This window comes from Krasilnikovia sp. MM14-A1004, assembly GCF_047159485.1.
GTDB lineage: Bacteria > Actinomycetota > Actinomycetes > Mycobacteriales > Micromonosporaceae > Actinoplanes.
Genome location: NZ_AP038773.1, coordinates 1,429,312 through 1,443,312, shown reverse-complemented (window position 1 = coordinate 1,443,312; position 14,001 = coordinate 1,429,312). Strand labels below are relative to the sequence as shown.

Sequence of the window (14,001 nt, the reverse complement as noted above, 5' to 3'; positions counted from 1 at the left end):
TTATGCCGCGCCCCCACCCGCCGGAGCCCGTCGCGCTGAGCCCGGACAACAGCGAGGGGCCGGACCCGAAGGTCCGGCCCCATAGACGCTGGTCAGCTCAGGTCAGCTCAGCTGGAAGCGGGAGACGATCGCCCGCAGTTCCGCGCCCATCCGGGCGAGGTTCGCCGCGGACTGCTGGGAGTGGCTGACACCGGTCGTCGTGATCTCCGCGGCCTGGGCCACGGACGCGATCGTTGTGGCGATCTCCCGGCTGCTCTCGGCGGCCTCGGTGACGTTGCGGCCCATCTCGCCCGTGGTCGCGGTCTGCTCCTCGACCGCGGCGGCGATCAGCGTCTGGTACTCGCTGATCCGGTCGATGATCCCGGCGATCTGCTCGATGGCCTTCACGGCGCTGGACGTGTCGGCCTGGATGGCCTCGACCCGCTGCGAGATGTCCTCGGTAGCCTTCGCGGTCTCCTGGGCGAGGTCCTTGACCTCGCTGGCGACGACCGCGAAGCCCTTGCCGGCCTCGCCCGCGCGGGCCGCCTCGATGGTGGCGTTCAGCGCCAGCAGGTTGGTCTGCTCCGCGATCGCGGTGATCAGCTTGACGACGTTGCCGACCTCCGCCGAGGAGGTACCGAGCTTGCCCACGGTCTCGTTGGTCGCCTGGGCGACGCTGACGGCCTCGGCGGCGACCGCGGCGGCCTCGCCCGCGTTCTGCGCGATCTCCCGGATCGACGCACCCATCTCGTCACTGCCGATCGCCACGGTGTCGACGTTCGACGACACCTGCGCGGCGGCACGGGTCACCTCGCGGGCCTGCGCGCTGGTCTCGTCGGCGGACGAGGCGATCTGCTCGGAGACCTGGGACAGGTCGTCGGAGGCGACGGCCAGCGAGTCGGCGTGGCCGGAGAGGGCGCCGACGGTGCCGCGCAGAGATTCGACGGTCTCGTTCAGCGCGTCACCGAGCTGACCCAGCTGGTCCTTGCGCTTGATGTCGACCGTGGCGGTGAGATCACCCTTGGCGAGCTTGCCCAGCGCGCCGACGACGATCGACAGCGGCCGCACGACCGACCGGGTGACCAGGATGCTCAGCACGGCCGCCAGGGCGAGCGCGATGAGCAGTGCGCCGCCGAGGGTGTACTGGCCCAGGCGCTGGGCCTTCTGGCTCTGCTTGCGGGCCGCTTCCTGACGCTTGTCGACGGACTTCTTCAACGCGGAGACCGTGTCGTCGATGACGCCGAGCGAGTCGGCCGCGGGGCCGTCGTTGATGGCGTCCATCGCCTTGATCTTGCCTGCGACGCTGTCGTCGCTCAGCCAGTTCATGACCTTCGTGTCCCACGCGAAGAAGTCGTCCCAGGCGGTGGAGAGCTTCCCGAACAGCGCCTTCTCCTGGGGCGTCATGCAGGAGGTGTGCACCTCCTTGAAGCTCTTGTACAGCTCGTCCTTGGCGTACAGCTCTTCCGAGCGGTTGAAGCTGTCCTCGCTGAGGGCCTTCTTGGCGCCGTACGCGGCGACGTCGGCGACGACCAGCCCCTGCCACCCGGAGATGTCGGCCATCTGGTACTGGGCGAAGGTCACGTCCCGGCGCTCCAGCTCGAGGCAGCTCAGCAGCTGCTGGGCGCTCTGCTGGCGGGACATGCCCCACCAGCCCGCACCAGCGGCGACGATCATCAGCACCACGAGCACGGAGAATGCACCGCCGAGCCGCTTACCTACACTCGATCGACCGAACCGCACGGCGAGCCTCCTGCAACCTGGATTTGATTACTCCCTTCATCGGCCGGGTCTCGTCCAGACCTAAGACATGAGAGAGAATCGACGACCGTGAGCGATGACACCCCCTCCCGCGTTCGCGACCTCGACATCGTCGTCTATGGCGCCACCGGATTTGTCGGACTTTTGACGGCCGAACACCTGGCCGCGTACGCCCCCGCCGGGACCCGGATCGGGCTGGCCGGGCGCTCGGAGCAGCGGCTCGCGGCGGTCCGGGACCGGCTCGGCGTCGACTGGCCGCTGCTGGTCGCGGACGGGGACGACACCGCCGCCCTGGAACAGCTCGCCGCCGCCACCCATGTGGTGCTCACCACGGCCGGCCCCTATGCGAAGTACGGTCGCAAGCTCGCCCGCGCCTGCGCCGCCGCGGGTACCGACTACGTCGATCTCACCGGCGAGGTGCTGTTCGTCCGGGACAGCATCGACGAGAACCACGAGCTGGCGAGTTCGACGGGTGCCCGGATCGTGCACTCGTGCGGCTTCGACTCGATCCCGTCCGACCTCGGGGTACACGTGCTGCACGAGCAGGTGCGGGCCGACGGCGCCGGGGAACTGACCGACACCACGCTCGTGGTCACCCGCCTGCGCGGCGGGGTCAGCGGCGGCACCATCGACTCCCTGCGCCACCAGCTGGACCAGGTGCGCCGGGACCGGCGACTGCGGCGGCTGGCCGCCAGCCCGTACTCGCTGAGCCCGGACCGGGCCCGCGAGCCCGACCTGGGGCGCCAGCACGACATGGTCAGCCTGCGCGGCTCCGAGGTGGCACCGGGTCTGCGGGGCAGCCTGGCGCCGTTCGTCATGGCGCCGTACAACACGCGGGTGGTGCGGCGCAGCAACGCCCTGCGCGACTGGGCGTACGGTCGCCGGCTGCGCTACCGGGAGGTGATGAGCGTGGGCACCTCGCGGTTGGCGCCCGTGCTGGCGGCGGGCACGAAGGTGGGGCTGGCCGCCCTGGTGGTGGGACTGTCGGTGCCACCGACCCGCTTCGTCCTGGACCGGGTGCTGCCCAAGCCCGGGGAGGGGCCGAGCGAACAGACCCGGCGTACGGGGCACTTCACGGTCGACCTGTTCACCACGACAACCAGCGGCGCCCGCTACACCGCCCGGGTCAAGGCCAAGGGCGACCCCGGCTACGCCGCGACCGCGCTCATGATCGCGGAGTCGGCGCTCGCGCTGGCGCTGGACCGCCACGACCTGCCCGCGTTACCGGGCGGGGTGCTGACCCCGGCCACCGGCATCGGGGACGCCCTGGTGAAGCGGCTGCGGGCGGCGGGCATGGAGCTGTCGGCCAAGCCCGCCACCTGAGCCGTACGGTCAGCGGCGCTCGCCGGTGATGTAGCCCGCCAGTTCGGAACGCTCCGTCTCCAGCTCGTCGATCCGCTTCTTCACCACGTCGCCGATGCTGACGATGCCGCGCAGCGCGCCGTCCACCACGACCGGCACGTGCCGGAAGCGGCGCTCCGTCATCATGCGTTCCACCTCGTCGAGCTGGGCGTCCGGCGCGATCGTGTGCACCTCGGCGGTCAGGATCGCCGTGACCGGCTCGGCGAGCACCGCGGAGCCCCGAGCGGCGAGGGCCCGGACGATGTCGCGCTCGCTGACGATGCCCTCGACCGTGGAACCCTCACGGGACACGACGACCGCGCCGATCCTGTTCTCGGCGAGCACTGCCAGCAGCCGTGCCACGTGTGTTTCCGGGGGGACGGTGACAACCTTGTCGCCCTTGGCCCGAAGTACGTCGCTGATGCGCATGTTCCCTCCAAAGATCCCGCTCTGGACCCGCCGAAGTGGACGCTCACCAGCCTAGGGCTCTTGGGCCCCGCTGGTCACAGTTTCCCGCACAGCCTCTGGAACGTGTCCGCCGTCGCGCCCGGTGCCCGGCGACCCGCCCACCTATTCAAATATGAATACAACTAGCCATATAAGGGACGCAAGGCTTAGATAGCAGAAAACAGAACAGCCGACCCGGACGCTCCGGGTCGGCTGTTCCTCGCCTCCGTGGTTCCTACTCCCAGCCGGACTCCGCGGCCCGGCGGCGGCGCACCGACCCGGCGATGCCGAAGCCGGCCAGCAGCAGCACCACCCCGATGCCTACGACGGCCATCGTGTTCGCGCCGGTCAGCGCGAGCTTGTTGCCGGCGGTCGGCGCGGCGACCTGCTGGTCGGACTGTGCGACCGGCTGGGCGTCGGGCGCGGCGTTCTGGTCCAACGCCGGGTCGAGCTCGACGTCGGCGGGCGGCGTGGTCTTCTCGGTGCTCGGCTCGTCCGAGTCCGTGTCCGACGTCGTGGTGGTGGCGGTCCGCTTCTTCGTCGCGGTCGGCTCAGGAGCGGCCTCCTCGTTTTCGCCCGCGCTGTCGGAGTCGGCCTTGGCGGCGTCCTTGGCGATGGTTTCGCCGGTCACCGTGGGCTTCTTGGTCGTGGTCGTCGCCGGGTTGGTACCGACGATGACGCCCTTGGTGTTCACGCCACCGTTGTTGCCCTGCTGCTGGCCGCCGTTGTCGTTCCCGGCCTGCTGGCCGCCGTTGTTGTTGCCGCCCTGCTGCTGGCCGCCATTGTTGTTGCCGCCCTGCTGCTGGCCGCCATTGTTGTTGCCGCCCTGCTGGCCGCCGTTGTTGTTGCCGCCGCCGTTGTTGTTGCCGCCGCCGTTGCCTTCGACGCGGATTCGCACGGCGTCGAGGGCGGGGGTCTGGTTGGCACGCTCCATCATCGGGATCCGGTGCGAACCGTCACCAGCCCACGAAGCACACTGCGCGATGCCCTCCTGCGGCAGACCCGGCACGTTGATCGTCACCACGTCAGCGTCGCGACCACCACGCTTGTCCTCGGTCGCCACGAAGAACGCGGGCACCGGGTCCGGCGCGGGCGCGGAATCGGTGGTCTGCAGCATCCGGCAGGCGGTGTGGAAGTGACCCCGGACGATGCCGTCCTGCAGGACCGAGCTCTCCACGTAGTACCCGCCCTGACCGGCCGCCAGGAACCGGTCCCGGATCAGATTCCGGGTGGACACCTTCAGGCTGAACGCCTCACCCGCCGCCACCTGCCGCGGCGCGTCGACGATCAACAGCGAGGGGTTGTTCGCCGCCGAGCCGACCTCACCGAACTCGGTCGACACGCACCGGTCGCCCTTCTGGAAACCGTCATGCGGCTGAAGCCGGCTCGTCGCGCACGAGTTCGTCAACACACCCAGACCCGCACCCGGAGGCGGCGTCTGACCGTTGTTGTTGTTCCCGCCATTGTTGTTGCCCTGCTGCTGGCCGTTGTTGTTACCGCCCTGCTGCTGGCCACCGTTCTGACCCTGCTGCTGGCCACCGTTGTTGTTGCCACCCTGCTGCTGGCCGTTCTGGCCTTGCTGCTGGTCGCCCTTCTGGCCCTGCTGCTGGTCGCCCTGCTGCTGGTCGCCCTTCTGGCCCTGCTGCTGGTCGCCCTGCTGCTGGCCGTTGTTGTTACCGCCCTGCTGCTGGCCACCGTTCTGACCCTGCTGCTGGCCACCGTTGTTGTTGCCACCCTGCTGCTGGTCGCCCTGCTGCTGGTCGCCCTGCTGCTGGTTGTTCTGCTGGTCGTCGCCGCCGTTGTTGGCGGCGTTCCGCATCACCCAGTCGCGGCAGCGGGCCCGCATCTCCCCCGCCGACGGCACGTCGCCCGCGCCGTCGTCGGCGTGCTGGGTCACCCGCCCGTTGTTCGTCGTCCAGGTGCCCCGCCTGGTCTCCGTGGACAGCTTCGTGGACCGCGGCGCCTGGATGTCGTCGCAGGCGGCCAGGGCGCGCTGGGTCGAACGCTTGGTGCTCGCGTCAGAAATCTGGGTGACGGTGACGATGCCGCCGAAGGCCACGAGCGTGGCCGCCGCGGCGACGAGGCGACGCCGTCCGCTGAACCACTTCGACCACGACGATTCGCGCTTGTAACGCCTTCGCATGGGTGAACCTCTTCTGTCGCTGCACGCCGTTGTGGCGACGGATACGAAAAGTCGCCGGCAGGTGGCTGTCAGGTGGGGGGGGCGACGAGGAGCGGGGGAAGCGGCGACCGGTCCATGTGGAGACATTCCGTAGTCGTTTCCGCGCTCTCATCACCGGCTCCTGAGGCCCCGTTCGGGCCGCCGCGGGAGCCGGCAAGCAGACGTTAAGAGGCGCGCCGAGCGATGGCAATCGGCGCCAGGGAATTGAGGAAGTCTTATGCCGAACTTAAAGAAAACATAGGAAGAGACCCGCTAACCGCGGGCATCATCCGAACGGATGATGTCGATGGTTCGCTGCTGTTCACCGATATTTTTCGCACGCCCGCCGAGGCAGGGCAAGGAAGCCCTGCCGGACGGTGTGGCGCGTACCGCTGCCGGCGCCCCGGTCCCCCGGCGGGGCTCGCGAATGGACGGAGGGGTCGAGCGGCCCGCCGGGATCATCCGCATCGATCCGTTCATGTCGCCGGTGCGACATACCGACCGGTCGATGACTGCTGACCCGGATCTCCACGTCCTCGGCCGTGTCCAGATGTTCGTTCGCTGATCAGCGGCAGCCGGGGCCGCGCATCGCTGAGCGATCGGCGCATTGCGGAAGACACGCCGGAGCAAACCCAAGACCACCACGAACACGTATGAACCAGTCATCACTGGTTGCACCGCGAACGCTCACACCGAGGCCGAGCCAGCGCAATCCTGGCTGGCTGGGCACATTTGGCGGTGCCGACCCCGGCAAGGGCGGCGCAGAGGACGTCTGATCGGGCCAATACTGGAAAGTTGGACGGACCGTGATCGGCCCGGCCGGGATCGGCCTGGTGTGGCCCGCCGCCGGCGTGGCGGCGGTGTGGTTCTGCGCCCAACGGCGAGCCCGCGCCCGCTGGGCGGACGTGGCGGCGCTCCCGCTGACCCTGGCCGCGACGACGCTGGTGACTGGGACACCGACGCCGGTCATCGCCCTGGCCTTCGGCCTGGCCGGTGTCGTCCAGGCGATGACCTTCTGCTGGTTGCTGTCGTGGTGGAGACCGAATCTCTGGGGCGCCCGCGGCACCGCGCCGATGCGTTCACCGCGCGACCTGTGGGGTCTGCTTGGCGCGGCGGTCGCGTTCTCCCTGCCCGCGGCGACGACCGCCCTGGCGTTCCCCGTGGTTCATCCCGGCATGTCCGCGATCGGACGCTGACCGGCCGGTTCGTTGTCACGCAGGCGCGACGACGTCCCTGAATCGAATCCCCCTCCGAACGGAGGGGGATTCGATTCGACGGGGCCGGGCTTCGGCGTGCCGAGGGGAACGCCGATGGTGTCAGTCGGTCTCGTTGGGCTCCGGGGACGGCGCCGGCTTGGCCTTGCGCGGGCCGTGCGCCTGGACCCGGCTCGCGGTGAACACGTCACCGTCCCGGGTGCCCTTCATCTCGATGCGGTCGCCCACGGCCAGCGACGCGAACGGCACCTTCTTCCCGTTCCGCTTGATCCGCGCGGTCGACGGGACGCTGACGGTGACCGTACTGTTCCTGACGTTCTTGGTGCCGCCCTTGACCACCACCGTGAGCGTCCCGGCGTCGGCGTCGATCGCGCTGATCTTGCCGCGCCCTTCGAACTTCTTCGGCTTGGCGGGCTTGGGGTGCTGGTTCAACGCGTGCACGGAGACGGAGGTGCGCTTCGTCTGCGGCTGCACCTCGGCGGCCGCGGCACCGGTGGCCGATCCGAGGATGCCGACGGCCACGGCCACGGCGGCCACGAGAGTACGGCGCATGCGCATGAGTGATCTCCTTGTTCGAGGGACCTGTACAGCCTTCGAACGGGCGGGTGCAGACCGGTGTGGCCTCCGGTTGCAGGACGGTTGCAAGCGCCGCCTCAGTCCGGAAGCCCGCAACCGGCGGGTCCCTGCGTCGCCAGGACGGCGAGTGCACACACGGCGCCGCGCGGGTAGTAGTCGCCCATCGCGGCCGCGGCCGGGCGCGCCCGGCCGTTGGGCGGCGCGTCCAGCACCGAGTACGGGAAGCTGTCCACCGGCAGCATGTTGCGCAGCACCACCAGGTGCCGGGTGCGCGGGTGCTCCAGCGAGAACGGCACGAAGGTGGCACCGGGCACGGCCTGCACCGCCGGGCGCTGCGCCTCGGTGCCGAGCACGAAGGTGTAGTAGCCGCGGGCGTCCAGGGCGGTGACGTCGTCGTGCCGGCAGCCGGGGTCCACCGTGCCGTCGGGCAGCTCGTTGACCACGACCGGGTAGTACGGCCGCCGCAGGTTGGTGCAGAGCGACCAGTACCGCATGTCGTCGCCCGGTCCCGGCCACGGGCTGGGGTGCGCGGTGTCGGGGCTGGCCGCCGCCCGGCCCCGGATCACCACCACCCGGTCGCCGCGCGGCGGGTGGATCCACGCGCTCAGGTAGCCGCTGTCGGGGTTGGGGAACAGCTCGTCGGCGCCGCGGCCACGGGCGAAGGCGAGATCCGGCGCGGTGCGCGGCGGGGGGATGACAGGGTTGGGTACGGCCGGCACCGCCACCGTGGACGGGCACGGCCTCAGGGTCCGGGGCACGCCGCCGTCGATCACGGTCAGCGTGGGCAGGCGCGCGGGGGCAGCGGGCAGATAGATCCGGTAGACGAGGAACCCGACATCGCCGTCGCGGGCGCGGGCGGGGGCGATCGGGATGGTGTTGACCTCGCCGGGAGCGACCTGGTGCCGCAGGTGCAGGGTGTAGGAGCCGCCGGGCCGGGCCCGCTGCTGCCACGGGTTGACGCTGCCGGGATCGGGGACGATCTGGTAATCCGTACGCGAGGAGAACACGCCGTCGCGGGTGAACGTGCCGCGCAGGCCGTTGTAGACGGTCAGCGACGCGTACCGGGCGTCGGGGAAGGTGCCGGTCACGGTGATCTCGCGGTCCGCGCGTACCCGGAACGGGGTCACCCAGTAGTGCGCGTTGGTGTCCGGCAGCGCGACGTTGTCGGCGTCCGCGCCCACCTCCTGCGGCCAGGCGCAGGCCGGCCCGCCGGCGGCGGCCGCGACGGGCGTCGGGGCCAGCAGCATCAGTACGACGGCGAGCCAACCGGACACCGTCGTCCACGATCGAGTCATGGCTGCAGTCCACCACGATCATGTGACGACCATGTTCAGAGAGGGACGTCAATATCCGCGGATCTGCTTCGCCACGGCTTTTCGACCATCCTGCGCGGTCACGGACCGGCTGGGCATAATCGGCTCCGTGACCAAATGGGAGTATGCGCGCCTCGAATACCGGGCCGCGGGCACGTTCGGCGCCGACCGGTACATGGACTGGACCGCGACCTTCCACCACCCGGGAGGCGTACTCCGCTGGGGCACCGACGAACGCTTCGACGACCTGCGCCACCTCAACCGGGCCGGCTCCGCCGGCTGGCAGGTGTACGACCGGGCCGCCGTCACCGTGCTCAACGAACCGCACCGGCTGCACGGGGTGACGTATTCCATGCGCCGCCCCATAGCGTCCTGACACCGCGGCTTTTGCTCAAGTCGTCCGTCGTGCTGCCGATCGCGCGTACGTGAATCCACGGGTGTACCGGACCTTCCTGGCGTTCGGCGTCGCCGTCGCCGCGGTCCACGCGGTCGGCAACGACGTCGTCGCGGCCGCCACGTACGGGGTGGTGGGTGCCGCGGCCGCCGTCGCGGTCCTGCTCGGGTACGTGCGGCACCGCCCGCGGCCCCGGGCGGCGTGGCCGCTGATCGGGGCGGCCGTGCTGGCCGGCTCCGCGGCACACCTCGTCGCGGAGGCGCCCGCGCCGGAGCCCGTCCGCTACGTCCTCGACCTCATTCCCTGCCTGCTTCTTGCCGCGGGGCTGGCCGCGCTGGCCCGACGCGCCCGCGCCGGCACCCGGCTCGACGCCGCGATCGTCGCGGGCAGCCTGGGCCTGCTGGCCTGGACGCTGGCGGTGGTGCCCGCGGTGGCGCGCGTCTACGCGTCGCCGCTGTGGTTCGCGCTGGGCGTGGCCACCCCGCTGGCCGACCTCGCCGCGCTGGTGCTGCTGGGCCGCCTGCTCACCACCGGGGACCGTCGCGCGCCGATGCGGTACCTGCTGGCCGCCGGTGTGCTCTGCGGGTTCGCGGGCGACTGCTGGTTCACGGCCGAGGCGCTGTTGACCGGTCCCGCGGTGCCGGACGGCCGCGGCGGCGCTCTGGTCTGCCTGGGCTTCGCGCTCGTCGGCGCGGCGGCGCTGCACCCGGCGTCGGGGATAGCCGTCGCCGGGAGCACGTCCTCCACGCAGGCCACCGCCGTTGACGGTACGGCGGACGCTCCGGCCGGCGACGAGAACGCGCCCACCGCCGCGGCGACCGGAGAGGAGGCGATCGCCGCGTTGACCGTGCGCCGCCTGCTGCTGCTGGCCGCGGCGGCGCTGCTGCCCCCCGTGGTGCTGCTGGCCGAGGCGCCCGCGGGCGTCGACGGGCTCGACGCGGTCGCGATCGGGGTGGCCTGCATCGGGGTGTTCCTGCTGGTGGTGGTCCGGATGACCGGCCTGGTCCGGCGGGTGGAGGAGCAGGCGCGTGCGCTCTCCCGGCTGGATACGAGCGACGAGCTGACCGGGGTCGGCGACTGGCGTTCGTGGGAGGCGGCCCTGCCGGCGGCGGTGGAGCAGGCGCGGCGTACCGGCCGTCCGCTGTCCGTGGCCGTGCTGGAGATCGACCACTTCCCGCGGTTCGCCGACACGCACGGCGCCCAGGCGGGCGACCAGCTGCTCAAGTCGGCGGCGGCGGGCTGGCTCGACGCGCTGCGCCGCAGCGACACGCTGTACCGGCATTCCGGGCCGGAGTTCGGGCTGATCCTGACCGACTCCACGGCCACGCACGCGGCCGAGGTGGTGGCCCGCATGCGCGAGGCGATGCCGGGCGGGCAGACGTTCTCGGCGGGCGTGGCCCACTGGACCGGCACGGAGACCGCGGCGCAGCTCGTGGCCCGCGCCGACACCGCGCTGTACCGGGCGAAGGCCGAGGGCCGCGACCGCACGGTGGCGGCCGGGGAAACCGTCCCGGCGGTCGGATAACGGCCAGGGACGTTCAGCGCGGTCGGACAGCGGCCGGGCCGTTTCGCGCGGTCGGACAGCGGCCGGGCCGTTTCCGCGCGGTCGGACAGCGGCCGCGCCAGAGGGGCCGTTCGGATATGGAACGGCGGTGCCCGGCCGCCTAGCATCGTCCGGTGCGAATGCAGCGGGCCGCCGCGGCCACCCTCGGGCTTCTGACCGTCGCCACGGTCGCGGCGGGCTGCGCGCCGGATCCCGAACCGCCCGCGGTCGTCACCGCGTCGTCGGCGCCGCCCTCGACCCGGACGGCCCCGGCCGCCACCGCAGCGGCCCCGAAGGCCTCGCCGTCCGCGACGGCGCGGAAGGCGGCGGGCCCCGCGCCGGGCAACCCCGCCGGCAACGCCGCCGTCCCCGCGGCGGGCCGGGCCGTCGACACGAGCCGGCCCGACCGGGTCGTGGGCACCGGCACCCCGGCGAGCTGCACCTCCGCCGCGGTGGTGCGGGCGGTCGCGGCGGGCGGTGTGATCACGTTCGACTGCGGGCCGGATCCGGTGACGATCACGATGCGGGCCACCGCGAAGGTGCGCAACGCCGCCTCGCGGGTGGTCCTCGACGGCGGCGGCAGGGTCACCCTCAGCGGCGCGGGGCGGCGCCGGATCCTGTACGCGAACACCTGCGACGCGGCGCAGGGCATCACCACGTCGCACTGCCAGGACCAGGACAGTCCCCGGCTGACCGTGCAGAACCTGACGTTCGCCGACGGCGACAGCACCGGGGAGCGGGCCGAGGGCGGCGGCGGGGGTGCGATCTTCATGCGCGGCGGCCGGCTCACGGTGATCGGCTCCCGCTTCACGGGCAACCGGTGCGACCGGACCGGGCCGGATCTGGGCGGCGGTGCGATCCGGGTGCTGAGTCAGTACCACGGGCAGCCCGTGTACGTCGTGCGCAGCACGTTCACGGGCGGATCGTGCGCGAACGGCGGCGCGCTGAGCAGCATCGGTGTGTCGTGGGTGATCCTCAACAGCGTGCTGACCGGCAACGCCGCGGTCGGCCACGGCGCGAACCCGGCGAAGGCCGGCACGCCGGGCGGCGGCAGCGGGGGCGCGCTCTACGCCGACGGCAACACCTTCACCGTCCGGTTGGCCGGGACGGTCGTCGCGGACAACCGGGCCGCCGAGGGCGGCGGCGCGGTGTTCTTCGTCAGCAACGACCGCTCCGGCACGATGCGGATCGAGGGTTCGACGCTGCGCGACAACCCGAGCCGCGGCTTCGAGACGGCCGGGCTGCCCGGCATCTTCTTCCTCGGCGCCCGCCGCCCCACCATCGAGAACTCACGGCTGCGCTGACGGTCACCGCCATCAAACGCGAACGGCTGCGCTGACGGTCACCGCCAGCAAACGCGAACGGCTGCGCTGACGGTCACCGCCAGCAAACGCGAACGGCTGCGCTGACGCTTCCGTCAGCGCAGCCGGGGCGACGTCGATCAGACGCCCGCCATCGCCAGGTTGCGGGTGGTGACGGTCTCGCGCCAGTTCGCCGGGTCGGCCGTGGGCAGCGCGGACACCGGCGCCGCCTGGCGGGTCGCCAGCACGTAGCACACCACGAGCGCGCCGGTCAGGCCCGCCGAGGCCGACAGCCATACCGCCGGCTGGCCGGTGAGCGCGCCGTACGCCAGCCACGAAGCGGCGGCACCGGCGGTCAGGCGCCAGCGCAGCCGGGACAGCCCGGTGAGGTCCTGGGTGCGGTCGCGCAGCAGCGCGAGCGGCTGCGGCACCGCCGACACGATGGAGGTCGCCACCAGGACCATCCCCAGCAGGTCGGAGATCACGCGCCCCGAGCCCGGCAGCAGGGCGGCGGCGGCACCGCAGCCCAGCGCCGCGGACAGCATGACGATCGCCCCGCCCGCACTGGCCGCCAGCATCCGCCCGGTACGCAGTTCGCGGCGCGCCACCAGCAGAGCGACCAGGACGGCGAGGCTCGCGCCACCGGTGACCGTGTTCGTGATCACCTGGACGCGTTCGCCGCTGAGCAGGCCGTACGTGATCCAGCCGATCGGGAGCGCGAAGGTCAGCCAGGCGGCGGTCGCGGAGAGTCCGGTCGTGTGGCGCTGGACGCAGGAGCGCCAGACCTGGGGCCAGGGGAGAGCGATCGACAGGGCGGCACCGAGCCAGCCGAGGACAGAGGAGTGCATGATCCGTTCCGGGTCGAGGGAAGTGCCGGTTGTCCGGCTACGGATCTCCCCATCGGCGACCCCGGACGAGGACTGAACAAGATCCACCCGTGACGGCCCCCACGTGTCCGGAATGCGAGAAGCCGCCGCATCGGACCCGGATTCAGTGATAAGGCCTGATCAGGTGGGTTCGGCCGGACCGGCGAGGCCCGCGTGCTCGTCGCGGTCGGCCCAGTCCAGCAGCGGGGTGAGGTCGTGGGCGACGGTGTCGATGTCCGCGTGCAGGTCGCCCAGCTCGGCGAAGCGCTCCGGGACCGTCTCCATCGTGCAGTCGCGCGGGTCGACCGCAGGAATCTCGTCCCACGTGATCGGGGTGGAGACGGTCGCCTCGGGCACCCCGCGCACCGAGTACGCGCTGGCGATGGTGTGGTCCCGGGCGTTCTGGTTGTAGTCGATGAACAGCGACTCGGGGTCGCGGTCCTTGCGCCACCACGTCGTCGTGACGTCCTGCGGGGCGCGCCGCTCCACCTCGCGGGCGAACGCGAGGGCGGCCCGGCGTACGTCGGCGAAACCCCAGTCGGGCCGGATCCGGACGTACACGTGCATGCCCTTGCCGCCGGAGGTCTTCGGGTATCCGGTGATGCCCAGCTCGTCGAGCACCTCGTGGGCGACGTGCGCGACCCGCCGGACCGTGTCGAACGGGCACTGCGGCATCGGGTCGAGGTCGATGCGCCACTCGTCGGGCTTCTCCGTGTCGGCGCGCCGCGAGTTCCACGGGTGGAACTCGACAGTCGACATCTGCACCGCCCAGATCACCTCGGCGAGCTGGGTGACGCACAGCTCGTCGGCGTGCCGGCCGTACCGGGGGAAGTGCACGCGGACCGTCTGCAGCCAGGGCGGCGCACCGTTCGGGACCCGCTTCTGGTGCACCTTCTCCCCCGCCAGGCCGTCGGGGAAGCGGTGCAGCATGCAGGGCCGCTCGCGCAGCGCGCGGACGATCCCGTCGCCCACGCTGAGGTAGTACTTCGCCAGGTCCAGCTTGGTGCGGCCCGAGCTGGGGAAGTACACCCGGTCGGGATTGGAGATTCGTACGGTGTGCGGCCCGATGTCGAGCTCCACCGCCGGTGACTTGGAGGCCGGCATGGAT

12 protein-coding genes are annotated in these 14,001 nt (G+C 71.6%); 5 read left to right on the top strand and 7 right to left on the bottom strand.

The genetic code is table 11. The annotated features are described in order from the left end of the window. Positions 1-102 precede the first annotated feature (102 nt). Positions 103-1,719 (bottom strand): methyl-accepting chemotaxis protein, encoded by a 1,617-nt coding sequence (locus tag ACMCNN_RS06735; RefSeq protein ID WP_412745298.1) that lies wholly within the window; start codon positions 1,717-1,719, stop codon positions 103-105. Positions 1,720-1,806: 87 nt separating this feature from the next. Between ACMCNN_RS06735 and ACMCNN_RS06730 the strand changes: the two genes are divergently transcribed. Then, positions 1,807-3,060: a saccharopine dehydrogenase family protein gene (locus tag ACMCNN_RS06730; protein ID WP_412745297.1), complete on the top strand. Its 1,254-nt coding sequence runs from the start codon at positions 1,807-1,809 to the stop codon at positions 3,058-3,060. 9 nt (positions 3,061-3,069) lie between these two features. On the opposite strand, the gene ACMCNN_RS06725 is transcribed toward ACMCNN_RS06730, so the two are convergent. Further along, on the bottom strand, positions 3,070-3,507 hold the full coding sequence (locus tag ACMCNN_RS06725) for a CBS domain-containing protein (RefSeq protein WP_412745296.1): 438 nt from the start codon (positions 3,505-3,507) through the stop codon (positions 3,070-3,072). A 253-nt stretch (positions 3,508-3,760) separates the two neighbouring features. Beyond that, the gene (locus tag ACMCNN_RS06720; RefSeq protein WP_412745295.1) at positions 3,761-5,668 is read right to left on the bottom strand and encodes a hypothetical protein; all 1,908 of its coding nucleotides are present in this window, start codon (positions 5,666-5,668) and stop codon (positions 3,761-3,763) included. An 824-nt stretch (positions 5,669-6,492) separates the two neighbouring features. Between ACMCNN_RS06720 and ACMCNN_RS06715 the strand changes: the two genes are divergently transcribed. Further along, a complete protein-coding gene (locus ACMCNN_RS06715) occupies positions 6,493-6,882 on the top strand; it encodes a hypothetical protein (protein ID WP_412745294.1) in 390 nt (129 codons plus the stop codon). A 120-nt stretch (positions 6,883-7,002) separates the two neighbouring features. Here the strand turns inward: ACMCNN_RS06715 and ACMCNN_RS06710 are convergent, their stop codons facing one another. After that, positions 7,003-7,458: a DUF5666 domain-containing protein gene (locus ACMCNN_RS06710; RefSeq protein WP_412745293.1), complete on the bottom strand. Its 456-nt coding sequence runs from the start codon at positions 7,456-7,458 to the stop codon at positions 7,003-7,005. Between the two features lie 95 nt (positions 7,459-7,553). Continuing rightward, the gene (locus ACMCNN_RS06705; protein WP_412745292.1) at positions 7,554-8,771 is read right to left on the bottom strand and encodes a hypothetical protein; all 1,218 of its coding nucleotides are present in this window, start codon (positions 8,769-8,771) and stop codon (positions 7,554-7,556) included. A 127-nt stretch (positions 8,772-8,898) separates the two neighbouring features. Between ACMCNN_RS06705 and ACMCNN_RS06700 the strand changes: the two genes are divergently transcribed. The 3 genes from ACMCNN_RS06700 (at position 8,899) to ACMCNN_RS06690 (ending at position 12,030) form a co-directional block, all read left to right on the top strand. Then, on the top strand, positions 8,899-9,165 hold the full coding sequence (locus tag ACMCNN_RS06700) for a hypothetical protein (protein ID WP_412745291.1): 267 nt from the start codon (positions 8,899-8,901) through the stop codon (positions 9,163-9,165). A gap of 49 nt (positions 9,166-9,214) precedes the next feature. After that, positions 9,215-10,708 (top strand): GGDEF domain-containing protein, encoded by a 1,494-nt coding sequence (locus tag ACMCNN_RS06695; RefSeq protein WP_412745290.1) that lies wholly within the window; start codon positions 9,215-9,217, stop codon positions 10,706-10,708. A 158-nt stretch (positions 10,709-10,866) separates the two neighbouring features. Further along, on the top strand, positions 10,867-12,030 hold the full coding sequence (locus tag ACMCNN_RS06690; protein ID WP_412747086.1) for a hypothetical protein: 1,164 nt from the start codon (positions 10,867-10,869) through the stop codon (positions 12,028-12,030). A gap of 137 nt (positions 12,031-12,167) precedes the next feature. On the opposite strand, the gene ACMCNN_RS06685 is transcribed toward ACMCNN_RS06690, so the two are convergent. Together ACMCNN_RS06685 and ligD are read right to left on the bottom strand one after the other, a co-directional pair. Further along, positions 12,168-12,875 (bottom strand): SemiSWEET transporter, encoded by a 708-nt coding sequence (locus ACMCNN_RS06685; protein ID WP_412745289.1) that lies wholly within the window; start codon positions 12,873-12,875, stop codon positions 12,168-12,170. 159 nt (positions 12,876-13,034) lie between these two features. Beyond that, positions 13,035-13,997 carry a non-homologous end-joining DNA ligase gene (ligD, locus tag ACMCNN_RS06680; protein ID WP_412745288.1) on the bottom strand — a complete coding sequence of 321 codons (963 nt, stop codon included), beginning with the start codon at positions 13,995-13,997 and terminating at the stop codon, positions 13,035-13,037. Between the last annotated feature and the right edge of the window lie 4 nt (positions 13,998-14,001).

Coding starts and splice junctions, on each gene's coding strand:
- ACMCNN_RS06725 (WP_412745296.1), bottom strand. CDS start 3,507: ATGCGCATCAGCGACGTACTTCGGGCCAAGGGCGACAAGGTTGTCACC.
- ACMCNN_RS06720 (WP_412745295.1), bottom strand. CDS start 5,668: ATGCGAAGGCGTTACAAGCGCGAATCGTCGTGGTCGAAGTGGTTCAGC.
- ACMCNN_RS06710 (WP_412745293.1), bottom strand. CDS start 7,458: ATGCGCATGCGCCGTACTCTCGTGGCCGCCGTGGCCGTGGCCGTCGGC.
- ACMCNN_RS06705 (WP_412745292.1), bottom strand. CDS start 8,771: ATGACTCGATCGTGGACGACGGTGTCCGGTTGGCTCGCCGTCGTACTG.
- ACMCNN_RS06690 (WP_412747086.1), top strand. CDS start 10,867: ATGCAGCGGGCCGCCGCGGCCACCCTCGGGCTTCTGACCGTCGCCACG.
- ACMCNN_RS06685 (WP_412745289.1), bottom strand. CDS start 12,875: ATGCACTCCTCTGTCCTCGGCTGGCTCGGTGCCGCCCTGTCGATCGCT.
- ligD (WP_412745288.1), bottom strand. CDS start 13,997: ATGCCGGCCTCCAAGTCACCGGCGGTGGAGCTCGACATCGGGCCGCAC.